We start from the raw sequence: 20,391 nt of genomic DNA, 5'->3' as shown, positions 1-20,391 counted from the left end.
TCGGGCTGCACCAACGCGCCGGTCGCACCGACGCGTTGAGCCGCACCTTCAGCCGATCCCGACGAACAGCGGTTTCAGCCGGGGATCGCCAGCAGCGGACTCCGGCCCAATAAAATAAAACGCGTTCCGGTTCGGGAACAGCTCGCCGAGCGCGGTCGCACGCCCGGCCGGTTCCACTATCGCGCGCGATCGCGCAAGCGCCTATGATGCAGCGATCCGCCCGTCACGCCGGCTGCCGCGCGTGCATGGCCCGCGAACGCCGAACGTTTTCCCGGAACCCCGACCATGCGCATCACCGACATCCGCGAGCAGGCGATCCCGGTTTCCCGCTATGCCGATCCGGCGATTCCATCGGGCGGCCTGACGACGAGCGTCGTCGCGATCGTCACCGATGTCGTGCGCGATGGCCGGCCGGTCACGGGCTATGGCTACGCGTCGGTCGGCCGCCATGCGCAAGGCGGGCTGATTCGCGAACGGTTCGCGCCGCGTCTGCTGGCCGCCGCGCACGCCATCGCCGACGACGCCGGCACGAACCTCGATCCGTTTCGCGCATGGCGCGCGATGATGGCGGGCGAGAAGCCCGGCGGGCACGGCGAACGCTGTGTCGCGGTCGGCGTGCTCGACATGGCGATCTGGGATGCCGCCGCGAAGATCGCGGGCCTGCCGCTCCATCGCTTCGTCGCCGACCGGCTCGCGCGCGACGCGGCGCCCCGCGTGCGCGTCTACGCGGGCGGCGGCTACCGTTATCCGCACGACGATCTCGCGCACCTGTCGGACGAGATGCGCCGCATCGCCGATCTCGGCTACACGCACGCGAAGATCAAGATCGGCGGCCCGGATATCGACCAGGACATACGCCGCGTCGAAGCCGCCGCGGCCTGCCTTGCCGACAGCTCGCATCTCGCGGTCGACGCGATGAACGCGTACGACGCGACGAGCGGCCCCGCTGCCGCCGCGCGGCTGGCCCCGTTCGAACTCTGGTGGTTCGAGGATCTGTGCGACCCGCTCGACCTGCCGCTTCATGCGGACCTGACTGCGCAATACGCGCCGCCGGTCGCGGCCGGCGAGGCGTTGTTCTCGCTCGCGGAAGCGAAGCTGCTCGAGCGCTACGGCGGCCTGCGCCCGGACCGCGACGTCCTCGTGTTCGATCCGGTGCATTGCTATGGCCTGCCGGGCTACCTGCAGATCGTCGACCATTTCGTGTCGAATGGCTGGCGGCGCGATGCGTTCTGGCCGCATGGCGGTCATCTGTTCTCGCTGCACGTCGTGTCGGCGCTCGGGCTTGGCGGCGCGGAAGTCAGCCCGTTCGCGTTCCATCCGTTCAGCGGCCTGGCGGACGGCGCAACGGTCGACGCCGGCTACACGCCCGTGCCGCAGGCGCCGGGCATCGGTTTCGAGCTGCATGCCGATGCCTGTCGCGCGTTTCGCTCGGTCGCGGGCCGCTGATCGGCGCCGCCGGTGTCAGCGCGCGTCGATCGCGAAGCGGGCCGTGCATGCGCTGACGGACCGGCTTGGCGCCGATGCCGCCGTCAGCTGATCGCGTGCACGCCGACCAGCAGCAACGCGCCGACGACGATCAGCAGCAACGCATGAATGCGCGTGCCCATCACGCACACGGTCGACCCGACCGCGATCGCCCGCGCGGCCCAGCCGCCGTCGAGCGCGCGCAGCAGCACCCAGACCGACGCGAGGATCATGCCGGCCGCGACCGGGCGCAGGCCGGCTTCGAGTGCGATCTGCCAGCGTGCGCCCTGGTGCCGCCGCCACAGATGCGCGACGCCGTAGATCAGGAACGCGGTCGGCCCGAACAGCGCGAGCGTCGCGATCACCGCGCCCCAGAAGCCCGCCACCTGCCAGCCGATCAGCGTCGCGAGCAGCGAGCCGGGGCCGGGCGCCATCCGCGCGATCGCGAAGTCGTTCACGAACTGCGTGGCCGTCATCCAGTGATGCACGTCGACGACCTGCCGCTGGATGTCGGCGATGATCGCCTGTCCGCCGCCGATCGTCGCGATCGACAGCGGCGCGAATACGCCGAACAGGGCGGCGTAGCGTGACGGGGCAGTCATCGTTCGGCGCTCCCGCCGGTGGCGGCGCCCGCACGGCGGTATTCGAGCGCGACGCTCAGCGTGCCGCCGATCAGCACGGTCCAGACGAGCGGCCAGTGCAGCACCGCCACCGACACGAACGTGAGCGTCGTCACCGCGAACGGCAGCGCGCGGCGCGGCAGCCGGCGCACCGCGGTGATCGCCATCGAGATCGACAGCCCGATTGCCGCAGCGGCCGCGCCCGCGAGTGCGACATGCGTGAGTGGAAAGCGCGTGAGCGTCGAGAACGCGACGCCGAACAGCACGATCAGCACGGCCGGCGGCGCGATGATGCCGGTGAAGCCGGCCACCGCGCCGCGCCATCCGGCCAGCCGGTAGCCGATCCAGATCGCGAGATTCTTCACGTTGACGCCCGGCAGCGCCTGCGACAGCGCGAGGCCGTTGAGGAACGCCTCTTCGTCGAGCCAGCGCCGCTCGTGCACGAAGTCGCGCATCATGCGCCCGCTCAGCCCGCCGCCGAAGCTGGTGAGGCCGATTTGCGCGAACGCGATGAACAGGGCGAGGACGCCAGGGGGCGGGGCAGCGCCGTCGGGCGGCGCGGGTGCGATCGGGTTGGCGGGCGAAGACATCGGACGGACCAGGCGCGGCGGGTGGGCAGTCGCCCATGGTAGCAAGCGGTGCCTGTCAGCACGCTGACATCGGGCCGGCGAGGATGCTTGCGCAACGACGTCGGCGCGCCCGCCGAAACCGGCGCGCGGCTAGGCCCGCACGACCGTCACGCCCGCGGCCTCGATCGGCTCGGTCAGCGCCGCATCGGTTTCCCGTTCGACCACGATGGCCTGTGCGAGCGCGAGCTCGCCGATCACGAACTGCGACGCCGCACGCAGCTTGGATTGCGACGCCAGCACGATCGTCTCGCCGGCTCGCGCGGCCAGCGCGCGCTTGATCGCCGCTTCCTCGAAGTCGCCGGTGCTGAGCCCCGCGACCGGATGAACGCCCGTGACGCCCATGAAATACAGGTCGGCGTGGATGCGCGCGATGCCTTCCATCGCCGCGGCGCCCACCGCGACGATCGAATGCTTGTACAACCGTCCGCCGATCAGGATCACGTCGATCGACGGATGCGCGGCCAGCGCGACGGCGACGCTCGGGCTGTGCGTGACGATCGTCGCGCGCAGGTCGGGCGGCAACTGGCTGACGAGCAAGGCCGAGGTCGTGCCGCCGTCGACGATCACGACCTGTCCGGGCGCGATCATCTGCGCGGCCCGGCGTGCGATACGCCGCTTTTCCGCCGTGTCGAGCGTCTCGCGCTGCGCGAACGGCGCGACGGCCGGCGACGCCGGCAGCGCGCCGCCGTGCACGCGTTGCAGCAGGCCTTCGGCCGCCAGCTCGCGCAGGTCGCGGCGCACCGTGTCCTCGGACACGCCGAATTGCGCGCTCAGTTCGACAGCCAGCACCTGGCCGTCGCGGGCGAGCGCGTCGAGGATCGCTTTCTTGCGTTGGGTCGTCAGCATCGTGATTGCACGAAATTTCTTGAAAATGCACGTTACCATGAGCGCCGTCACTTGTCGAATGGGAGGCCGCCATGGCTGCAACGCGGGACCGCGTCCGCATCGTCGATACGACGGTGCTGTCCGATGACTGGTATGTGCTGAAGAAGGTCACGTTCGATTTCCTGCGCCGCGACGGCACGTGGCAGCGCCTGAGCCGCGAAACCTACGATCGCGGCAACGGCGCGACCATCCTGCTGCGCAACGCGGCGACGGGCGACGTGCTGCTCACGCGCCAGTTCCGGATGCCGGCGTTCGTCAACGGACACGACGGGATGCTGCTCGAAGCCGCCGCCGGCCTGCTCGACGACGCGACGCCCGACGCACGCATCCGTGCCGAGGCCGAAGAGGAAACCGGCTATCGCGTGCGCGGCGTGCGCAAGGTGTTCGAGGCGTTCATGAGCCCGGGCTCGGTGACCGAGAAGCTGCATTTCTTCGTCGGCGAATACGATGCGTCGCTGCGCACGGGCGACGGCGGCGGGATCGCGGAGGAGGGCGAGGATCTCGAGGTCGTCGAGATGCCGCTGCACGCGGCGCTGGATGCCGTCGAGCGCGGCGAGATCGTCGACGCGAAGACGATCATGCTGCTGCAGTACGTCGCGCTGCGTGAACCAGCGGGCGGGCGCGCAACGACGGGATGAGGCCGCGGCGCGGCACTCGAACGGGCGTATGATCGCGCGACGCCATTCGTACACCGTTCGACGCTACCGCTGCGCCATCATGCCGATTTCCGATTCGCCCGACTCCATCGGTTCCGCCGATTCCAACGCCGCTGCCGCGCCACTGCCGGCACATCTGGTCGCGTCCGCCGTCGAGGCGCTCGCGCGGGCCGATGCGCTGCTCGTGACGGCCGGCGCCGGCATCGGCGTCGATTCGGGGCTGCCCGATTTCCGCGGCACGGACGGCTTCTGGCGCGCGTATCCGGCGCTGCGCCACGAGCGTTTCGAATTCCACGAGATCGCGTCGCCGCAGGCGTTCCGCGCGCATCCGCAGCTTGCGTGGGGCTTCTACGGGCACCGTCTCGAACTCTACCGTCGCACGGTGCCGCACGCGGGCTTCGCGATCCTGCGGCGCTGGATGGACGCGATGCCGAACGGGGGCTTCGTGCTAACGAGCAATGTCGACGGCCAGTTCCAGAAGGCCGGCTTCGATCCGGCGCGTGTCGTCGAGATTCACGGTTCGATTCATTCGATGCAGTGCCTGCGACCCTGCTCGGACGACACGTGGGACGCCGCGCCGTTCACGCCCGACGTCGACGCGGCCGCGTGCCGGCTGGTCGGCGAGTTGCCGCGCTGCCCGCGGTGCGGCGGCCTCGCGCGGCCGAACATCCTGATGTTCGGCGACCACGGCTGGCTCGGCGAACGCTACGACGCGCAGGAGCGGGCGCTGCACGACTGGATCGCGCAGGCAGGACGGGTGAGCGTCGTCGAGATCGGCGCGGGCACCGCGATTCCGACCGTGCGGCTGCTGAGCGAACGGCTCGGCGCCGACGTGATCCGCATCAACGCCCGCGAAGCCCATGCGCGCCGCGCGGACGTGATCGGGCTGAAGGGCGGCGCGCTCGCGACGCTCGCCGCGCTCGACCGCGCGTGGCACGGCGTTTGAACGCCGCACCCCGGCACGGCCTGCGTTCGCCCGTTGCGGTTGGCCGACGAGCGCCTGCACGAGCGCCGGGGCTTGTCGCACGGCACGGCGGTTGAACGCCGCACCCCGGCACGGCCTGCGTTCACCCGTTACGGCTGGCCGACGAGCGCCTGCACGAGTGCCGGTGCCTGCGGCGAACCGAGGCCGGTCACGTAGTCGTAGCCGCCCGCGGCGTTGCAGATGCTGCCGCAGCTGCCGTTGGACCCGGTCGTGACGTCGTGATAGTCGCTGCCGTAGGCGTTTTTCCCGACCGTATAGAGCGTGTTGTAGGTACCGCTCAACGGGCTTTTGCCGGCCGCGGCGCGCAGCGAATTCGCGATCGCGACGAGTGCCGACCATTGCGGCGCGCCCGCGCTGGTGCCGCCGACCTGGAACCAGCCCGCCTGTCCCTGGTAGGTGACCGAGTCGTACACCGCGAAACCGCTGGACGGGTTCGCGTCGTAGCTGACGTCGGGCACGCCGCGCCTGCCGGCGACCGGCGCCGGCCAGGCGGTCTGGCCGGCCGGTTCGCCCTCGACGGAGCTCACGCCGCCGCCGCTGCCGCTCCACGCAGCCTCGCCGACGTAGGCGCCGGACGCGTCGGTGGACAACGTCGTGCCGCCCACCGCCACCACGTAGGGCGACGCCGCCGGGTACTCGGTGCCGGTGCCGCTGTCGCCGGACGACGCGACGAACGTGACACCCGATACGCTGAAGTGGCTGTCGAAGCCGGTTTCGCTGTTGAACTCGTTGCCGCCGAAGCTCATCGACACGACCGACGCGCCGCGCTTGACCGCGACGTCGACCGCGGCCATCAGGTCGTTGAAGCTGGCCGACGCGGCCTCGACGAGCACGATTCTCGCCTTCGGCGCGATCGCATGCACCCATTCGACGTCGAGCGATATCTCGAGCGCCCAGCCCGAATCGGCCCTGGGCCGCGCGCCGCGTGCATATACCTTGGTGAAGCAACCGTTCGCCGTCGTGCAGGCCGGCAACGAGAACGCGTTGCTGAACACGCCGAGATCGGACTCGATCCGCGGGTCGTCGTACGCGTCGACGATCGCAACGACCATCCCGTCGCCCTGGTTGGCGATCGTGTCGAATCCGTACGCGTGCCGGGTGAGCGCCGGCGTGAGGCCGGCCACCGTGGCCGTGCTTGCGCGGGGTTTCGTATGGAACGGCGGACGGGCGAATCCCTTGGGTGCACGGGCGCCCTCGACGTAGGGCGGCGGCCCGTTGTCCCCGGCGAGCGCGACGCTCGACGCGAGCAGCGACGCGCACAGCGCCGGTATCAACATGGAAGACAGGCGGATATTGTTCATTCTTCGAATCTCCATGTCGATGGAGTAGGGGGCGAAACAATTCTACGAAATCGGCTGCGTAAATTGCATCGGATATCGAACGAATACGGGAATATCTGATGAGGGTAAATACGTGAAATACCAATGGAATGCGGCGTTCAAGCGCTGGCGTGCCGCCCGATGAAGCTGATCTTTCCGGTATTAAAAATCTGATAAATAATCGACGCCGGTTTGATTTGTAATGTCCGGCGTAATCGATTGGAAAAAATCGATTGCGGCACGGATGCCGGAATAACGAAATGCGTGATGCCGGTGCGACGCGATCCGGGCCCCGTCCGCCGGTCCTCCGGCATTGCCGCCGCGGCGCGATTGCGCATACAGTTCGGCGTAGGCCGCATCCGGCGATGCGGGCTCGTCAGCGAGGAGTTCCCTTGTTCTATTCGATGGTCGCGATCTTCGTCGGCGCCGGACTCGGCGCATTGCTGCGCTGGTTCCTGAGCCTTGCGCTCAACGCGTTCTTTCCCGCCGTGCCGCTCGGCACGCTCGCCGCGAACCTGATCGGCGGCTACGTGATCGGCGTTGCCGCCGTCGTTTTTACCACCCGCGTCGGGCTGCCGCCCGAGTGGCGGCTGTTCGTGATCACCGGCTTCCTCGGCGGCCTCACGACGTTCTCGACCTATTCGGTCGAAGTGATGACGCACGCGGTGCAGGGCGAATTCGGATGGGCGTTCGCGGTGGCTGCCCTACACTTGACTGGATCGTTCACGCTGACGGCGCTCGGCATGTGGACCGCGCGCGCGTGGTTCGCGGCGGCCTGAGCGCGCCGGCACCGGGAGGACGCGATGGACAGGGTCTTCTTGCGCTTCTACGTGCACGAGCAGCACCGGCTGCACTGGAAGCCGCTGTGGGAGTGGTTGCTGGAGGAGGGAAACCGGATGGGGGTCGCGGGCGGTTCGGCGTTTCGCGCGATGGCCGGCTTCGGCCGGCATCGGGTGCTGCACGAGGACCGCTTTTTCGAACTGCAGGGTTCGCTCGCGGTCGAGGTCGAGTTCATCGTCACCGAAGACGAGGCGCAGCGGCTGCTCGAGCGCGTGTCGCGCGAGAAAGTGCGCGTGTGCTACGCGATGATTCCGGCGAATTTCGGCGTGATCGACACGCTCGAGGCGCCGCCGGCGCAGGGGCCGGCAGCGTAGCGCGACACGTCGGATCAGATGCCGAAGATCGTCAGCGACACGGCGGCGCGCGTGACGATCATCAGCAGCACCTGCACGATCACGAACAGCAGGATCGGCGACAGGTCGATGCCGCCGAGGTTCGGGATCACGCGGCGCAGCGGGTTCAGAAACGGTGCGGTGAGCTGGTAGAGGATCGGCATCGCCGGCGAGCGCGGATTGAGCCACGACAGCAGCGCCATCAGGATCGTCATCCAGATCACGAGATTGAGCGCCCACTTCACGACGGTGAGCAGCGCGACCACGACGAGCGTCGCGATCACCGAGGCCGGGTCGAAGCCGGCCATCACGACCATCAGCACCACATAGACGAGCGCGGTGAGCAGCGCTGCGACGACGCTTGCCCAGTCGATGCCGCGCACGCCCGCGATCACGCGGCGCAGCGGCAGCACGAGCCAGTTGGTCGCCTGCAGCACGGCCTGCGTGACGGGGTTGTACGGCGGCACGCGGACGGCCTGCATCCAGACGCGCAGGATCAGCGCGGCGCCGAACAGCGTGAAGACGGTATTGAGCAGAAAACGGGCGATCTCGCCGAACATCGTTGGCATCCTTTTTATACAGTCGAGTAGCGTGCGGCCGCCAACGCCGGATGGCGGCGCATCGGCCGACACCTTATCACGCCTCGTCCCGCGGCGGGGAGGGGTGCCCGGTCGTGCGCGCGAGCGACGTTTCGACGGCCTGCGCGAGCGCCGGCAGCGCGGCCGGCGGCGCGGCGCGCTTCGCCGCGAGCGCGACCGCGCGGCGGGTCATCAGCGCGTACAGCGTCGCGTGATCGCCGCCGCGCGCCTCGAGCAGCGCGAGCTGCCGCTCGACGATGCCGGTGTCGCCGCGCGATACCGGGCCCGCGAGTGCGTTCGCGAGGCCCTTGTCGCGCGCGGTTTCGATCGTGCCGGCGAGCATCGGCAGCAGCGCGCGCAGCGCCGCTTCCTCGTCGAAGCCGAGGCCGCGCCACAGCTCGACCGCCTCCGACAGCCCGCACAGCGCGAAGCTCGCCGCGTAATGGGCGGCCGCGTGATAGAGCATCCGGCCGCCGGCCGGAATCGACAGCGGATGGCAGCCGAGTGCGTCAGCAAGCCGCAGCAGCGTCGCGTGCAGCGCGCCGTCGGCTTCGAGCGTGACCGAGCAGCCGTCGATGCGGGCGAGATCGGCGTCGGTGCCGCCGAACAGGTAGAGCGGATGGAAGCCGCCCGTGGCCGCGCCTTGCCGCTTGGCCGGATCGAGCAGCTCGACCGCCGACGCGCCGCTGCAGTGGACGAGCGCCTGGCTCGCCGCGCGCGCCGCGTCGAACCGCAGCGCCGCGGCGGTCGACGCGAGATGGTCGTCGGGCACGGTGAGGAAGATCAGGTCGGCGGCGTCGACGACCTGCTGCGGCGTGTCGACCGCGCGGCAGCCGTCGATGCGCGCGGCGAGTGCCGTGGCCGATTCCGCCGTGCGGCTCGCGATCGCGACGACCGGAAAGCCGGCCGCCGCGAAACGCAGGGCGAGGCAGCGCGCCAGGCGGCCGGCGCCGATGAAGCCGAGGCTGGGCGTGTCGGGAAGGGACATGGTGGGTGACGAAGCGAAAACGGAGCAGCCGCCAGTATCGCAGGAATGACGGGGCGGCCGCGCAAGGGCGGCGCCGGGCGAGAACGACCTGGACGTCGGCGTGCGACACGGGGTAGCGGTAAATTCGCGCGGCCGTTTTCGCCGTCCGCGACGATCGCGTGATTCGGCCCCGAATCACGCGGGGGCCAGATCCCCGTTGAATTGTCGGCGTCTTGTCTCAAATTTGTAATCGTTCATTACGGAAGCGTGCCCGCCGTGCTTGCCGGATCCGGTAAGACTGACCGGACAATGTGTCGCGCTTTCACTGGTCGGACGGAATCACGCGACCGGCAAGCGATGTCGAGGATCCGCAAGGCCACGCCGCACGGTGTTTGCAGCCGGGTGGAATTGCAATTTGCAACAAATGCGCGATACGCGCGCGGCGGGTTTTCGCTACATTGCATCCATGCGACGTGCATGCCCGCCGTTGCCGACAGGGGCGCACAAATTACCGCTCCAGCAGGAGAATCGAAGTGAAAAAGCTCATTCCGTTCATCGCCGCCGCCGCGCTGGGCCTGGGTGCCGCGAGCGCCGCGCAGGCCCACGTGTCGATCGGGGTCGGCATCGGGGTTCCGATCGCACCTGCGTATCCCGTGTATGCGGCGCCGCCGCCCGTGTACTACGCACCGCCGCCCCCGCCCGTGTATTACGCGCCGGCGCCGGCCTACTATGCACCGCCCCCCGTGGTCGTCGGCGGCTACTACGGCCGTCCGTACTGGCGTCACGGTTACGGCGGCTGGGGCCACCACGGCTACTGGCGTCGTTGACGCATTCCGCGCGGCGGCCTGACCGCGCGCGGCAAAACGGCGCAACGTCCCGCGTGGGGCGTTGCGCCGTTTTTCATTGGGCGCGCGATCCGGTGCGCGCCGGTTACGACACGGCGTGCGCGATCAGGTCGCGATAGCCGCCGACGATCACGCTGTACGAGAAATACGCGAACAGCAGCGCCGACGCGACGTGGCATGCGCGCATCAGCCCCGCGCCCGCGCGCTTGCGGCCCTGGCTCGCGAGCGTGCACATGAAGAGCGTCCACGCGAGGCCGCCGAGGAAGAAGCCGGACAGGAACACCGACGCCGTGGCCGGCGTGGTCGCGCCGGCTTTCGCGATCAGCGCGCCGCCGACCGCCGCGAACCACAGGATCGCGCTCGGCGACGACATCGCGAGCAGCATCCCGCGCATGAAGCTGCGCCGCGCACTGGCACGCGGCTGCGGCGTGTCGTCCGCATCGCCGTCGCCGGTGCCGCCGGCCGGCGCGAGCGCTTCACGCGTCATCTTCCACGTGAGGAACAGCAGCACCGCACCGCCGCCGATCCAGACGATCCAGCGCACGGCCTCGAACTGCAGCAGCACGGCCATGCCGGCGAGCGCGAGCGCCGCGTAGACGAGGTCGCCGACGCACGAGCCGACGCCGAGCCAGAAGCCGGGCCGGAAGCCGTGCGACAGCGTCAGCGACAGCATCGCGACGTTGACGAGGCCGATGTCGAGACACAGCGAAAGCGACAGGAAGAATCCGTCGGACAGCATCGAGGCGGGAGGAAAGCTCATCGTCGTTCTTGTCGGGTGTGTTCTACGCGCGGACTTACAGTCCGATCTCCTGCCAGAGGCGGTCGACGCGCGCCTTCACGGCGGCGTCCATCTCGATCGGGCGGCCCCATTCGCGGTTCGTTTCGCCGGGCCACTTGTTGGTCGCGTCGAGCCCCATCTTCGAGCCGAGGCCCGCGACGGGCGACGCGAAATCGAGATAGTCGATCGGCGTGCTGTCGACCATCACGGTGTCGCGCACGGGGTCGACGCGCGTCGTGATCGCCCAGATCACCTCGTTCCAGTCGCGGATGTTCACGTCCTCGTCGACGACCACGATGAACTTCGTATACATGAACTGCCGCAGGAAGCTCCACACGCCGAACATCACGCGCTTCGCATGGCCGGCGTAGCTCTTCTTCATCTGGACGATCGCCATCCGGTAGCTGCAGCCTTCCGGCGGCAGGTAGAAGTCGGTGATCTCGGTGAACTGCTTCTGCAGCAGCGGCACGAACACCTCGTTGAGCGCGACGCCGAGCACGGCCGGCTCGTCGGGCGGTTTGCCCGTATAGGTCGAGTGATAGATCGCGTCGCGGCGCATCGTGATGCGCTCGACGGTGAACACCGGGAACCACTCCTGTTCGTTGTAGTAGCCGGTGTGGTCGCCGTACGGGCCTTCGAGCGCGTGCTCATAAGCGGCCGACGCGTTGCCGGCCGGCCGCGGCGGTGCGCCGGCCGGGGCCGGTGCGGGCGCGCCTTCCTGCGGATAAATGAAACCTTCGAGCACGATCTCCGCGCGGGCGGGCACCTGCAGCGTGTCGACGCCGGGCGTCAGGCATTTCGCGAGCTCGGTGCGGCTGCCGCGCAGCAGGCCGGCGAACTGATACTCGGACAGCGAATCGGGCACCGGCGTCACCGCGCCGAGCGTCGTGGCCGGATCCGCGCCGAGCACGACCGCGACCGGATATGGCTTGCCGGGGTTCTTCAGCGCGAATTCGCGGAAGTCGAGCGCGCCGCCGCGATGCGCGAGCCAGCGCATGATCAGCTTGTTGCGGCCGATCAGCTGCTGGCGGTAGATGCCGAGGTTCTGGCGCGGCTTGTTCGGCCCGCGCGTGACCGTGAGGCCCCACGTGACGAGCGGCCCCGCGTCGCCGGGCCAGCAGGTCTGGATCGGCAGCTTGTGCAGGTCGACGTCGGCACCTTCCCAGACGATCTCCTGGCACGGCGGCGACGACACCGATTTCGGCGCCATGTCCCATACGGCCTTCGCGAGCGACAGCAGCTTGCCGGCGTCCTTCAGGCTCTTCGGCGGATCCGGCTCCTTCAGCGCGGACAGCAGCCGCCCGAGGTCGCGCAGCGAGCCGAGCGCGGCGTCGTCGCCGGCATCGACGCCCATCCCGAGTGCGACGCGGCGCGGTGTGCCGAACAGGTTGCCGAGCACCGGGAACGCATTGCCGCGCGGCGCGGCGAACAGCAGCGCCGGGCCGCCGGCGCGCAGCACGCGGTCGCACAGCTCGGTCATTTCGAGCACGGGCGACACGGGTTGCGTGACGCGCCGCAGTTCGCCGAGCGCCTCGAGGCGCTGGATGAAATCGCGTAAGTCTTTGTATTTCATGAACAAGGTCCGGGCCGCCCGCAAGGCGGGCAGCGATGGGCGGGCGCAGCGGCCGGCTGCGGCCCCGAATCGAGCGCAGATTTTACCCGGGCCGCCGCGCGCACGCCCGGGCGGAGAAAAAAGTGGACCGCGCGGAGAGCCCCTACGGCAGGGGGCTCGCGATCTGAAGGGCGGTTCAAAATTACTTTTTGTTATAATTTTGAGGTTTTATAGTGTTGACGATCTATAAAACCCTGCTAGAATCCGCTCACATTGGCTGCAGGGTAAAAGGCTTCGAGCCGCCAATCACCGATCTTTGACGCAGCGCGTCACCGTCCGCCGAAACCTGCACGGCGTATTCGACGGCCTTTGTCGTAGTCCCAGCCAGCGCCACCAGACGCTGGTTTTTTGCGTGGGTGCCACCGCGTATGCCCGCCTCGCCCAATGTGCGAAGGTGCCGGCCGTCTTATACCGTGGCCTCGAACGGTACTTATACCGTTTCCCCGATGCCTGCATGCCCCGACCAAGGCGTGCGGCGTCGTGATTCCGCGGCGCGTTTTCTGTCTCGCCATCGAGCCGAGCGAGCCGCACGAGTCATGTTCATGGGAGATGATCTGAATGAACGCTTGGTTATCGTGGCGTCCCAGTGAGCAGCATGCACAGATCGTGCGCAACATGCTGCGTCGCGGGACGCGTGTCAGTCACCATTTATTCAGCGTCGTCGGCTGTTTCGCCGTCGCGATCGCACTGGCCCTGTGGCTGCTGCCGACCGTGCGCGGGAACCTCGCCGCGAAGCTGATGCCGGTCGTATCCGCGGCCGTGCAGGCCGGTCCGGCCCGTCTGCTGACCGGCCATCCGCTGCCGAACTTCGCGCCCGCCGGCGCGCAGCCGCAGCAGGAAGAGGCTCCCGAGACGGATGCGCTTGCCGTCGGTCTTGACGTGGCACCGGAAACCGCCGCGCAAAGCGATGCGTCCGATCCGGCCCGCAACGGCCCGTCGCCTGTGGCGCTCGCGAAACTGATCCCGTCCCAGCGGGTCCCGGCCGATGCGCGCGACGACCGTGCGCTCGCGTCGAACCGCCAGCAGGCGCTCGTCGCCACCTACCTGTCGCGCCGTTACCGGGTCGCCCAGGAGCCGCTCGGCCAGCTCGTCAAGGCCGCGTTCCAGACCGGCCACGACGTCGGCCTCGATCCGCTGCTGCTGCTGTCCGTGATGGCGATCGAATCGGGCTTCAACCCGTACGCGGAAAGCGGCGTCGGCGCGCAAGGCCTGATGCAGGTCATGTCGAAGGTCCATTCCGACAAGTTCGAATATTTCGGCGGTACCGACACCGCGCTGCAGCCGCTCGCGAACCTGCAGGTCGGCGCGCTCGTGCTGAAGGACTGCATCGCCCGCGGCGGCTCGCTTGCGAACGGCCTGCGTCTGTACAACGGCTCGACCAACCCGGACGACACCGTGTACGGCTCGAAGGTCATGGCCGAGCGCGGCCGCCTGCGCGACGTCGCGCACGGCCGCAGCGTGCCGGTCAATGCGCCGCAGGCGCCGGCCCAGCCGTCGAAGCCTATCGTCACCGCGGCCGTGACGGCAGCGGCAGGCAGCACAAAGCGCGTGCACGCGACGCTCGACACCGCGCAGCCGATCGCCGCGAAGGCCGCGGCGGCGCCGAAGGGCGCGCCGCAGCAGGACGACGCAAGCGTCGACACCGCGAAGCAGGCGCACGGCGATCATTCGGAGCTCGGCGCGTAAGTCACGCAACGCCCCGCGGTTCCGGCAGGACTCAAGCAAAAAGGCACCCGATTCGGGTGCCTTTTTGTTTTGGCGCGGACGGTAGCGCCCGGCACGCCGGCCGGGAGGGCCGCTCGGACCTCAGTGCTGGCCGAACAGCGTCGCGAGCCGCTCGACGGCCTCTTCGAGGCGCGAATAGGCGGTCGCATAGGACAGCCGGATATAGTCGCGCGGCGCATGCACGCCGAAATCCATGCCCGGCACCAGCACGACGCCCGCGTCGTGCAGCATCGCCTGCGTGAGCGCCGCGCTGTCGCCGGCCGCCGGATGGGCGACGCCGCCGCAGTGCGCATAGACGTAGAACGCGCCGTCCGGCATCACGGGCACCGTGAAGCCGAGCCGTTCGAGCGCCGGCGCGATGAAGTCGCGGCGACGCTTGAATTCGAGGCGGCGCGCCTCGTAGATGTCGAGCGCCGCCGGTTCGAAGCACGCGAGCGCCGCGTGCTGCGCGAGCGTGGACGGGCAGATGAACAGGTTCTGCGACAGCTTTTCGAACGTGCTCACGAGCGCGGGCGGTACGACCAGCCAGCCGAGCCGCCAGCCGGTCATGCTGAAGTACTTCGAGAAGCTGTTGACGGTGACGACATCGTCGCCGTACGACAGCGCCGACACGGGCGCCGCGTCATAGCTGAGCCCCTGGTAGATCTCGTCGACGATCGTGAAGCCGCCGCGGGCGCGCACGGCTGCGACGATCCGCTTCAGTTCGTCCGGCTCGAGCGACGTGCCGGTCGGGTTCGACGGCGACGCGAGCAGCACGCCGCGCGTGCGGCTGCCCCAGCGCGTGCGGACGTCGTCCGCGGTGAGCTGGAAGCGCGCTTCCGGGCCGCTCGGCACGAGCACCGGGCGGCCTTCGGCCGCCGCGACGAAGTGCCGGTTGCACGGGTACGACGGGTCGGGCATCAGCACCTCGTCGTCGCGGCCGACGAGCGCGAGGCACGCGAGCAGCAGCGCGGCCGACGCGCCGGCCGTCACGACGATCCGCTCGGGGCTGATCGTGAGGCCGTACGCGCGCGCGTAGTGCGCGGCGATCGCTTCGCGCAGCGGCGCGATGCCGAGCGCGCTCGTGTACTGCGTGACGCCGCGGCGCAACGCGGCCGCCGCCGCCTCGACGACGGGCTCCGGTGCGGTGAAGTCCGGCTCGCCGATGCCCATGTGGATAACGTCGCGCCCGGAGGACTCGAGCCGCTGTGCCTCCTTCATCAGTTCCATCACGTAGAAGGGCTGGATCGCGTCGACGCGTGCGGCGAGCGTGACGAGCGAATCGGCGGTGGTATTCATCGGTCGGGCGGAGCGGGGAGGGGGAGGGAGAACGAAAAACGGGCGCTCGCGCGCCCGTCCACCTGCGGAATCAGCCGTTGCGGCGCGCCTGCGTTTCGGCGGGGCGCAGCTTCGCGGCGAGCTTGTCGAGCACGCCGTTGACGTACTTGTAGCCGTCGGAGCCGCCGAACGTCTTCGCGAGTTCGACTGCTTCGTTGATGATCACGCGGTACGGCGTTTCGACATGATGCGTGAGCTCGAACGTCGCGATCAGCAGCACGGCGCGTTCGACCGGCGACAGCTGGTCGACCGGACGGTCCAGCGACGGCGTGAGGGCTTCGACGAGCGTCGCATGCTCGCGAATCACGCCGTGCAGGATCGCGTCGAGCAGCTCCTTGTCGGCCTTGTCGTAACCGAGCGCGCCGCGCAGCTGCGCGTCGATCTCGCCGGGGGCCGCGTTCGACAGCAGCCACTGATACAGGCCCTGCGTCGCCAGCTCGCGCGATTGTCGGCGGGCGCTCTTCTTCATGCGCGCTCCTCTTCGTCGTCTTCGTCTTCTTCTTCGTCCTCGTCGTCGCCGAGCTGGTCGAGTGCCATCGTCAGGTTGGCCATCTCGACCGCGACGCGTGCGGCGTCACGACCCTTTTCGGTCATGCGCGCGACGGCCTGCTCGTCGTTTTCGGTCGTCAGGACCGCGTTCGCGATCGGCAGGTTGAAGTCGAGGCCGATGCGGGTGATGCCCGCGCCGCTTTCGTTCGACACGAGTTCGAAATGGTACGTCTCGCCGCGGATCACCGCGCCGAGCGCGATCAGTGCGTCGAACTGGCCGCTTTCCGCGAGCTTCTGCAGCGCGAGCGGGATTTCCAGCGCGCCGGGCACCGACACGAGCAGCACGTCTTCACCGGAGACGCCGAGGCGCTCGAGTTCTTCGACGCACGCATCGGCGAGGCCGTTGCAGACGGGTTCGTTGAAGCGGGATTGCACGATGCCGATACGCAGGCCGTCGCCTTCGAGATTCGGTTGGTATTGTCCGATTTCCATGATCTGGTCCGTGGTGTGGATGAACGGTTATAGGGCGAAAGCGTCGTGGCGGGTTACGCGTGGGACGCCGGGCAGGACTTGGCTTCGCCGCCGGGCATCGGAATGAAGCCCGTGACTTCGAGGCCGTAGCCGGACATGCTGCCCAGCTTGCGCGGATTCGACAGCACCTGCATCCTGGCGACGCCGACATCGCGCAGGATCTGCGCGCCGATGCCGAACGTCTTGAAATCGACCGGCCGGCGCTTCAGCGCAGCAGCCTTTTCTTCCTCGTCGAACGCCTTGAAGACGTCGATCAGATGTTCCTTCGTGTCGCCGCAGTTGAGCAGCACGATCACGCCGAGGTCGCGTTCCGCGATGTCGCGCATCGCCGCGTCGAGCGTCCACGAGTGCGTCGAGACGCCCGTCTCGAGCAGGTCGAGGACCGACAGCGGCTCGTGCACGCGCACGGGCGTATCGACGTCGGGTGACGGCGTGCCGCGCACCAGCGCGATGTGCGGCGAGCCGCTCGGCTGGTCGCGGTACAGCACCGCGCGGAACGTGCCGTGCGCGGTCTGCATCGTGCGCTCGGCGATCCGCTCGATGATCGATTCGGTGCGGCTGCGGTACTGGATCAGGTCGGCGATCGTGCCGATCTTCAGGCCGTGTTCCTTCGCGAACTCGAGCAGGTCGGGCAGGCGCGCCATCGTGCCGTCGTCCTTGATGACCTCGCAGATCACCGCGGCCGGCGTGAGCCCGGCGAGCGCGGTGAAGTCGCAGCCGGCCTCGGTGTGGCCGGCGCGCACGAGCACGCCGCCCGGCTGCGCCATGATCGGGAACACGTGGCCCGGCTGCACGATGTGCTCGGGACGGACGTCGTGCGCGACCGCCGTGGCGATCGTGTGCGCGCGGTCGGCGGCCGAGATGCCGGTCGTCACGCCTTCGGCCGCTTCGATGCTGACCGTGAACGCGGTGCCGTACTGGGTGCCGTTGCGGTAGGTCATCAGCGGCAGGTGCAGTTGCTTGCAGCGTTCCTGCGTCAACGTCAGACAAATCAGGCCGCGGCCGTACTTGGCCATGAAGTTGATCGCTTCCGGCGTGACGAATTCGGCGGCGATCACGAGGTCGCCTTCGTTTTCGCGGTCTTCTTCGTCGACCAGGATCACCATCCGGCCGGCTTTCAACTCCGCGATGATGTCGAGCGTGGAGGCGAGCGTCATAAGGGGGCGAGAAAGAGGAAAGTGCGTATTTTACGCCAGCCGGACCGCGTTTCGGCTGGCACCGGCTGCGCGCGGCCGGCGAGCGCGCCGAAACGCGGTGCGACCGGCCTGCGAGGCGGGCCTGCCCGGGCCGCCGCGGCCCGCCCGATGTCAGGCAGCCGCAGGCTGGCCGGGACCCGGCCGTGCGTCACGCGTGATCGTTGCGGCCGCCGAGGTAGTCGAGCTTGCCGAGTTCGACGCCGCTGTGACGCAGGATGTCGTACGCCGTCGTCACGTGGAAGAAGAAGTTGGGCAGCACGAAGTTCAGCAGGTACGACTGCCCGGTGAACTCGATCGGACCGACGCGCATCTTGAGCACGACCTGGCGCGCTTCGCTGCCGTCGATCTGCGCGGCGTCGAAGCCTTTCAGGTAGTCGATCGTCTTCTGGATGCGCGCATGCAGTTCGTCGAACGTCTGCTCGACGTCGGGGAAGCTCGGGATGTCGACGCCGGCGAGCCGCGCGGCGCAACCCTTGGCCGTGTCGGTCGCGATGTACACCTGGCGGACGAGCGGCAGCATGTCCGGATAGAGGCGTGCGCCGATGAACACCGACGGGTCGATCTGCTTCTCGGCCGCGTGCGCCTGCGCCTTGCCGAGGATGTGCTGCAGGTTGGTCAGGCCGCGGATCAGGACGGGCAGCGAAGCCTGGTACATCGAGATGGACATGGGGACGACTCCTGGAGGAAAAGGGGCAGCCGGTACGCGGCGCACCGTGCGTCGCGGCGCCGAAAACGCTGCCGTTGCATCTTAGCGCGACGGGATGGCGCGTGCGCGTCGTTGGCCATCAGGCCAGGTGCCGCGCCGAGCCGCCGGCCGCCAATCCCTGCCCGGAGGGCGGAACCGCCCGATCAGTCTTGATGCACGCCCTGCGATGCCGACATCATCCGCTCGACATACCGCGCGATCATGTCGATTTCGAGATTGACCTTGTCGCCGGCCTTCACGTGGCGCAGCGTCGTGACATCGACCGTATGCGGGATCAGGTTGATCGAGAATTCGCAGCCGTCGGCGCGATCGTCGACCGTGTTGACGGTCAGGCTCACGCCGTTGACCGTGATCGAGCCCTTGTACGCCAGATAGCGGCCGAGCTCGCGCGGCGCGACGATGCGCAGCTCGTGCGATTCGCCGACCGGCGCGAAGCGCGTCACGGTGCCGAGGCCGTCGACGTGGCCCGACACGATGTGCCCGCCGAGGCGGTCGTGCGCGCGCAGCGCCTTCTCGAGGTTCACTTCGCCCGGTTGCGCGAGCCCGACCGTGCGGTTCAGGCTTTCGCGCGACACGTCGACGTCGAATCCGGTGCCGGTCTTGGCGATCACCGTCATGCACGCACCCTGGATCGCGATGCTGTCGCCGAGCGCGACATCGGCGAGGTCGAGCCCGCCGGCCTGTACGGTCAGCCGCACGCCCGCGTCGGGCGACGCGCCGAGCGGGGTGATCGATTCGATGCGGCCGACGGCCGCGACAATTCCGGTAAACATCGTGACGGCTCCGTTCAATGCGTGGCAGGGGGCGGCGCGACACGCGCCAGGATCCGCAGATCGTCGCCGATCCGCTCGACGCTGTGGAACGCGAGCCGCGTGCGGGCGTCGAGGCTCGCCGGTGCGGCGAGGTCGAACATGCCGGCCGCGTCGCTGCCGAGCAGGCTCGGCGCGAGATAGACCAGCAGCTCGTCGACGCACTGCTCGCGCAGCAGCGAGCCGTTCAGCTTGTGGCCGGCCTCGACGTGCAGCTCGTTGACGCCGCGCGCGCCGAGCGCCGCCAGCATCGCGGGCAGGTCGACCTTGCCGTGCGCATTCGCGAGCGGCACGATTTCCGCGCCGCGCGACTTCAGCACGTTCGCGCGCACTTCGCCGGCGGCATCGAGCCGGCCGCAGAAGATCAGCAACGGCGCGCCCTCGAGCAGGCGCGCATCGAGCGGCAGGTCGAGGCGGCTGTCGACCAGCACGCGCTGCGGCTGGCGCGGCGTGTCGATGCCGCGCACGGTCAGGAGCGGGTTGTCCTCGCGTACGGTGCCGATCCCGGTGAGGATCGCGCACGCGCGCGCGCGCCATGCGTGGCCGTCGAGGCGCGCGGCCTCGCCGGTGATCCACTGGCTTTCGCCGGACGGCAGCGCGGTGCGTGCATCGAGCGACGCGGCCGTCTTCATCCGCACCCACGGGCGGCCGCGCGTCATCCGCGACACGAAGCCGATGTTCAGTTCGCCCGCTTCATGCGCGAGCAGCCCGCAGCGCACGTCGACGCCCGCGTCGCGCAGCATTCCGAGGCCGCGCCCGGACACCTGCGGATTCGGGTCTTCCATCGCCGCGACGACCTTCGCGACGCGCGCGTCGATCAGCGCGTTCGCGCACGGCGGCGTGCGGCCGAAGTGGCTGCACGGCTCGAGCGTCACGTACACGGTGGCGCCGGCGACGTCGTGGCCGCGCGCGCGCGCGTCCTTCAGCGCCTGCACTTCCGCGTGGTCCTGGCCGGCCGGCTGCGTGAAGCCTTCGCCGATCACGTCGCCGTCCTTGACGATCACGCAGCCGACGCGCGGGTTCGGCGCGGTCGTATACATGCCGCGCGCCGCGAGCGTCAGCGCGCGCTGCATGTGGGCGAAATCGGTATCCGAGAACATGCGTGCGG

23 protein-coding genes are annotated in these 20,391 nt (G+C 69.1%); 7 read left to right on the top strand and 16 right to left on the bottom strand.

All coding sequences use genetic code 11. The annotated features are described in order from the left end of the window. The first annotated feature begins 285 nt into the window (after positions 1–285). Positions 286–1,446, top strand: coding sequence for an enolase C-terminal domain-like protein (locus tag PL79_RS27510; protein WP_044846240.1), 1,161 nt, complete (start codon positions 286–288; stop codon positions 1,444–1,446). Between the two features lie 83 nt (positions 1,447–1,529). On the opposite strand, the gene PL79_RS27505 is transcribed toward PL79_RS27510, so the two are convergent. From PL79_RS27505 to PL79_RS27495, 3 genes are all read right to left on the bottom strand, one after another. Beyond that, the gene (locus tag PL79_RS27505; protein ID WP_044846239.1) at positions 1,530–2,066 is read right to left on the bottom strand and encodes a chromate transporter; all 537 of its coding nucleotides are present in this window, start codon (positions 2,064–2,066) and stop codon (positions 1,530–1,532) included. After that, entirely contained in the window at positions 2,063–2,674 is a 612-nt protein-coding gene (locus PL79_RS27500) for a chromate transporter (RefSeq protein WP_044846238.1), read from the bottom strand. The genes PL79_RS27505 and PL79_RS27500 overlap by 4 nt, the downstream gene beginning before the upstream one ends. Before the next feature lie 129 nt (positions 2,675–2,803). Further along, positions 2,804–3,559, bottom strand: coding sequence for a DeoR/GlpR family DNA-binding transcription regulator (locus tag PL79_RS27495; RefSeq protein ID WP_044846306.1), 756 nt, complete (start codon positions 3,557–3,559; stop codon positions 2,804–2,806). A gap of 71 nt (positions 3,560–3,630) precedes the next feature. Here PL79_RS27495 and PL79_RS27490 point away from each other — a divergent pair, with 71 nt between their 5' ends. Both PL79_RS27490 and PL79_RS27485 read left to right on the top strand, forming a co-directional pair. Continuing rightward, positions 3,631–4,236 carry an NUDIX domain-containing protein gene (locus PL79_RS27490; protein WP_044846237.1) on the top strand — a complete coding sequence of 202 codons (606 nt, stop codon included), beginning with the start codon at positions 3,631–3,633 and terminating at the stop codon, positions 4,234–4,236. A gap of 79 nt (positions 4,237–4,315) precedes the next feature. Next, a complete protein-coding gene (locus PL79_RS27485; protein WP_044846236.1) occupies positions 4,316–5,200 on the top strand; it encodes an SIR2 family NAD-dependent protein deacylase in 885 nt (294 codons plus the stop codon). A gap of 128 nt (positions 5,201–5,328) precedes the next feature. Here the strand turns inward: PL79_RS27485 and PL79_RS27480 are convergent, their stop codons facing one another. Together PL79_RS27480 and PL79_RS27475 are read right to left on the bottom strand one after the other, a co-directional pair. Then, a complete protein-coding gene (locus PL79_RS27480; RefSeq protein ID WP_044846235.1) occupies positions 5,329–6,540 on the bottom strand; it encodes a S53 family peptidase in 1,212 nt (403 codons plus the stop codon). A gap of 137 nt (positions 6,541–6,677) precedes the next feature. Further along, a complete protein-coding gene (locus PL79_RS27475) occupies positions 6,678–6,896 on the bottom strand; it encodes a hypothetical protein (protein WP_135801154.1) in 219 nt (72 codons plus the stop codon). A 54-nt stretch (positions 6,897–6,950) separates the two neighbouring features. Here PL79_RS27475 and crcB point away from each other — a divergent pair, with 54 nt between their 5' ends. Both crcB and PL79_RS27465 read left to right on the top strand, forming a co-directional pair. Further along, complete coding sequence (gene crcB, locus PL79_RS27470; protein ID WP_044846234.1) at positions 6,951–7,337, top strand: fluoride efflux transporter CrcB; 387 nt, start codon at positions 6,951–6,953, stop codon at positions 7,335–7,337. A gap of 24 nt (positions 7,338–7,361) precedes the next feature. Next, a complete protein-coding gene (locus tag PL79_RS27465) occupies positions 7,362–7,712 on the top strand; it encodes a DUF190 domain-containing protein (protein ID WP_044846233.1) in 351 nt (116 codons plus the stop codon). Between the two features lie 14 nt (positions 7,713–7,726). On the opposite strand, the gene PL79_RS27460 is transcribed toward PL79_RS27465, so the two are convergent. Further along, a complete protein-coding gene (locus PL79_RS27460; protein ID WP_044846232.1) occupies positions 7,727–8,290 on the bottom strand; it encodes a YggT family protein in 564 nt (187 codons plus the stop codon). 76 nt (positions 8,291–8,366) lie between these two features. Next, positions 8,367–9,296, bottom strand: a complete 930-nt coding sequence (locus tag PL79_RS27455; RefSeq protein ID WP_044846231.1) for a Rossmann-like and DUF2520 domain-containing protein — start codon at positions 9,294–9,296, stop codon at positions 8,367–8,369. A 512-nt stretch (positions 9,297–9,808) separates the two neighbouring features. Here PL79_RS27455 and PL79_RS27445 point away from each other — a divergent pair. Then, positions 9,809–10,102 carry a hypothetical protein gene (locus PL79_RS27445; protein WP_044846230.1) on the top strand — a complete coding sequence of 98 codons (294 nt, stop codon included), beginning with the start codon at positions 9,809–9,811 and terminating at the stop codon, positions 10,100–10,102. 103 nt (positions 10,103–10,205) lie between these two features. Here PL79_RS27445 and PL79_RS27440 read toward each other — a convergent pair whose 3' ends face one another. Both PL79_RS27440 and PL79_RS27435 read right to left on the bottom strand, forming a co-directional pair. Continuing rightward, positions 10,206–10,880 (bottom strand): LysE family translocator, encoded by a 675-nt coding sequence (locus PL79_RS27440; RefSeq protein WP_044846229.1) that lies wholly within the window; start codon positions 10,878–10,880, stop codon positions 10,206–10,208. A 34-nt stretch (positions 10,881–10,914) separates the two neighbouring features. After that, positions 10,915–12,471, bottom strand: a complete 1,557-nt coding sequence (locus tag PL79_RS27435) for a UbiD family decarboxylase (protein WP_044846228.1) — start codon at positions 12,469–12,471, stop codon at positions 10,915–10,917. A 597-nt stretch (positions 12,472–13,068) separates the two neighbouring features. Here PL79_RS27435 and PL79_RS27430 point away from each other — a divergent pair. Continuing rightward, entirely contained in the window at positions 13,069–14,196 is a 1,128-nt protein-coding gene (locus PL79_RS27430; RefSeq protein ID WP_044846227.1) for a lytic transglycosylase domain-containing protein, read from the top strand. A 120-nt stretch (positions 14,197–14,316) separates the two neighbouring features. Here PL79_RS27430 and PL79_RS27425 read toward each other — a convergent pair whose 3' ends face one another. The 7 genes from PL79_RS27425 to ribD all read right to left on the bottom strand — a co-directional run bounded on the left by PL79_RS27425 (position 14,317) and on the right by ribD (position 20,383). Continuing rightward, entirely contained in the window at positions 14,317–15,513 is a 1,197-nt protein-coding gene (locus PL79_RS27425) for a pyridoxal phosphate-dependent aminotransferase (RefSeq protein ID WP_044846226.1), read from the bottom strand. Positions 15,514–15,583: 70 nt separating this feature from the next. Continuing rightward, positions 15,584–16,021, bottom strand: a complete 438-nt coding sequence (gene nusB, locus PL79_RS27420; protein ID WP_044846225.1) for a transcription antitermination factor NusB — start codon at positions 16,019–16,021, stop codon at positions 15,584–15,586. After that, entirely contained in the window at positions 16,018–16,533 is a 516-nt protein-coding gene (ribH, locus tag PL79_RS27415; protein ID WP_040143614.1) for a 6,7-dimethyl-8-ribityllumazine synthase, read from the bottom strand. The genes nusB and ribH overlap by 4 nt, the downstream gene beginning before the upstream one ends. Before the next feature lie 53 nt (positions 16,534–16,586). Then, on the bottom strand, positions 16,587–17,729 hold the full coding sequence (ribBA, locus tag PL79_RS27410; RefSeq protein ID WP_044846224.1) for a bifunctional 3,4-dihydroxy-2-butanone-4-phosphate synthase/GTP cyclohydrolase II: 1,143 nt from the start codon (positions 17,727–17,729) through the stop codon (positions 16,587–16,589). Positions 17,730–17,916: 187 nt separating this feature from the next. Continuing rightward, positions 17,917–18,435 carry a DUF1993 domain-containing protein gene (locus tag PL79_RS27405; protein ID WP_044846223.1) on the bottom strand — a complete coding sequence of 173 codons (519 nt, stop codon included), beginning with the start codon at positions 18,433–18,435 and terminating at the stop codon, positions 17,917–17,919. Between the two features lie 182 nt (positions 18,436–18,617). Then, positions 18,618–19,247 carry a riboflavin synthase gene (locus PL79_RS27400; RefSeq protein WP_044846222.1) on the bottom strand — a complete coding sequence of 210 codons (630 nt, stop codon included), beginning with the start codon at positions 19,245–19,247 and terminating at the stop codon, positions 18,618–18,620. Positions 19,248–19,261: 14 nt separating this feature from the next. Beyond that, complete coding sequence (ribD, locus tag PL79_RS27395; RefSeq protein ID WP_044846221.1) at positions 19,262–20,383, bottom strand: bifunctional diaminohydroxyphosphoribosylaminopyrimidine deaminase/5-amino-6-(5-phosphoribosylamino)uracil reductase RibD; 1,122 nt, start codon at positions 20,381–20,383, stop codon at positions 19,262–19,264. Positions 20,384–20,391 lie beyond the last annotated feature (8 nt).

Origin of the sequence: Burkholderia sp. USMB20 (assembly GCF_000949135.2) — a bacterium.
Classification (GTDB): domain Bacteria; phylum Pseudomonadota; class Gammaproteobacteria; order Burkholderiales; family Burkholderiaceae; genus Burkholderia.
This window is presented reverse-complemented; position numbering and strand designations above follow the sequence as displayed.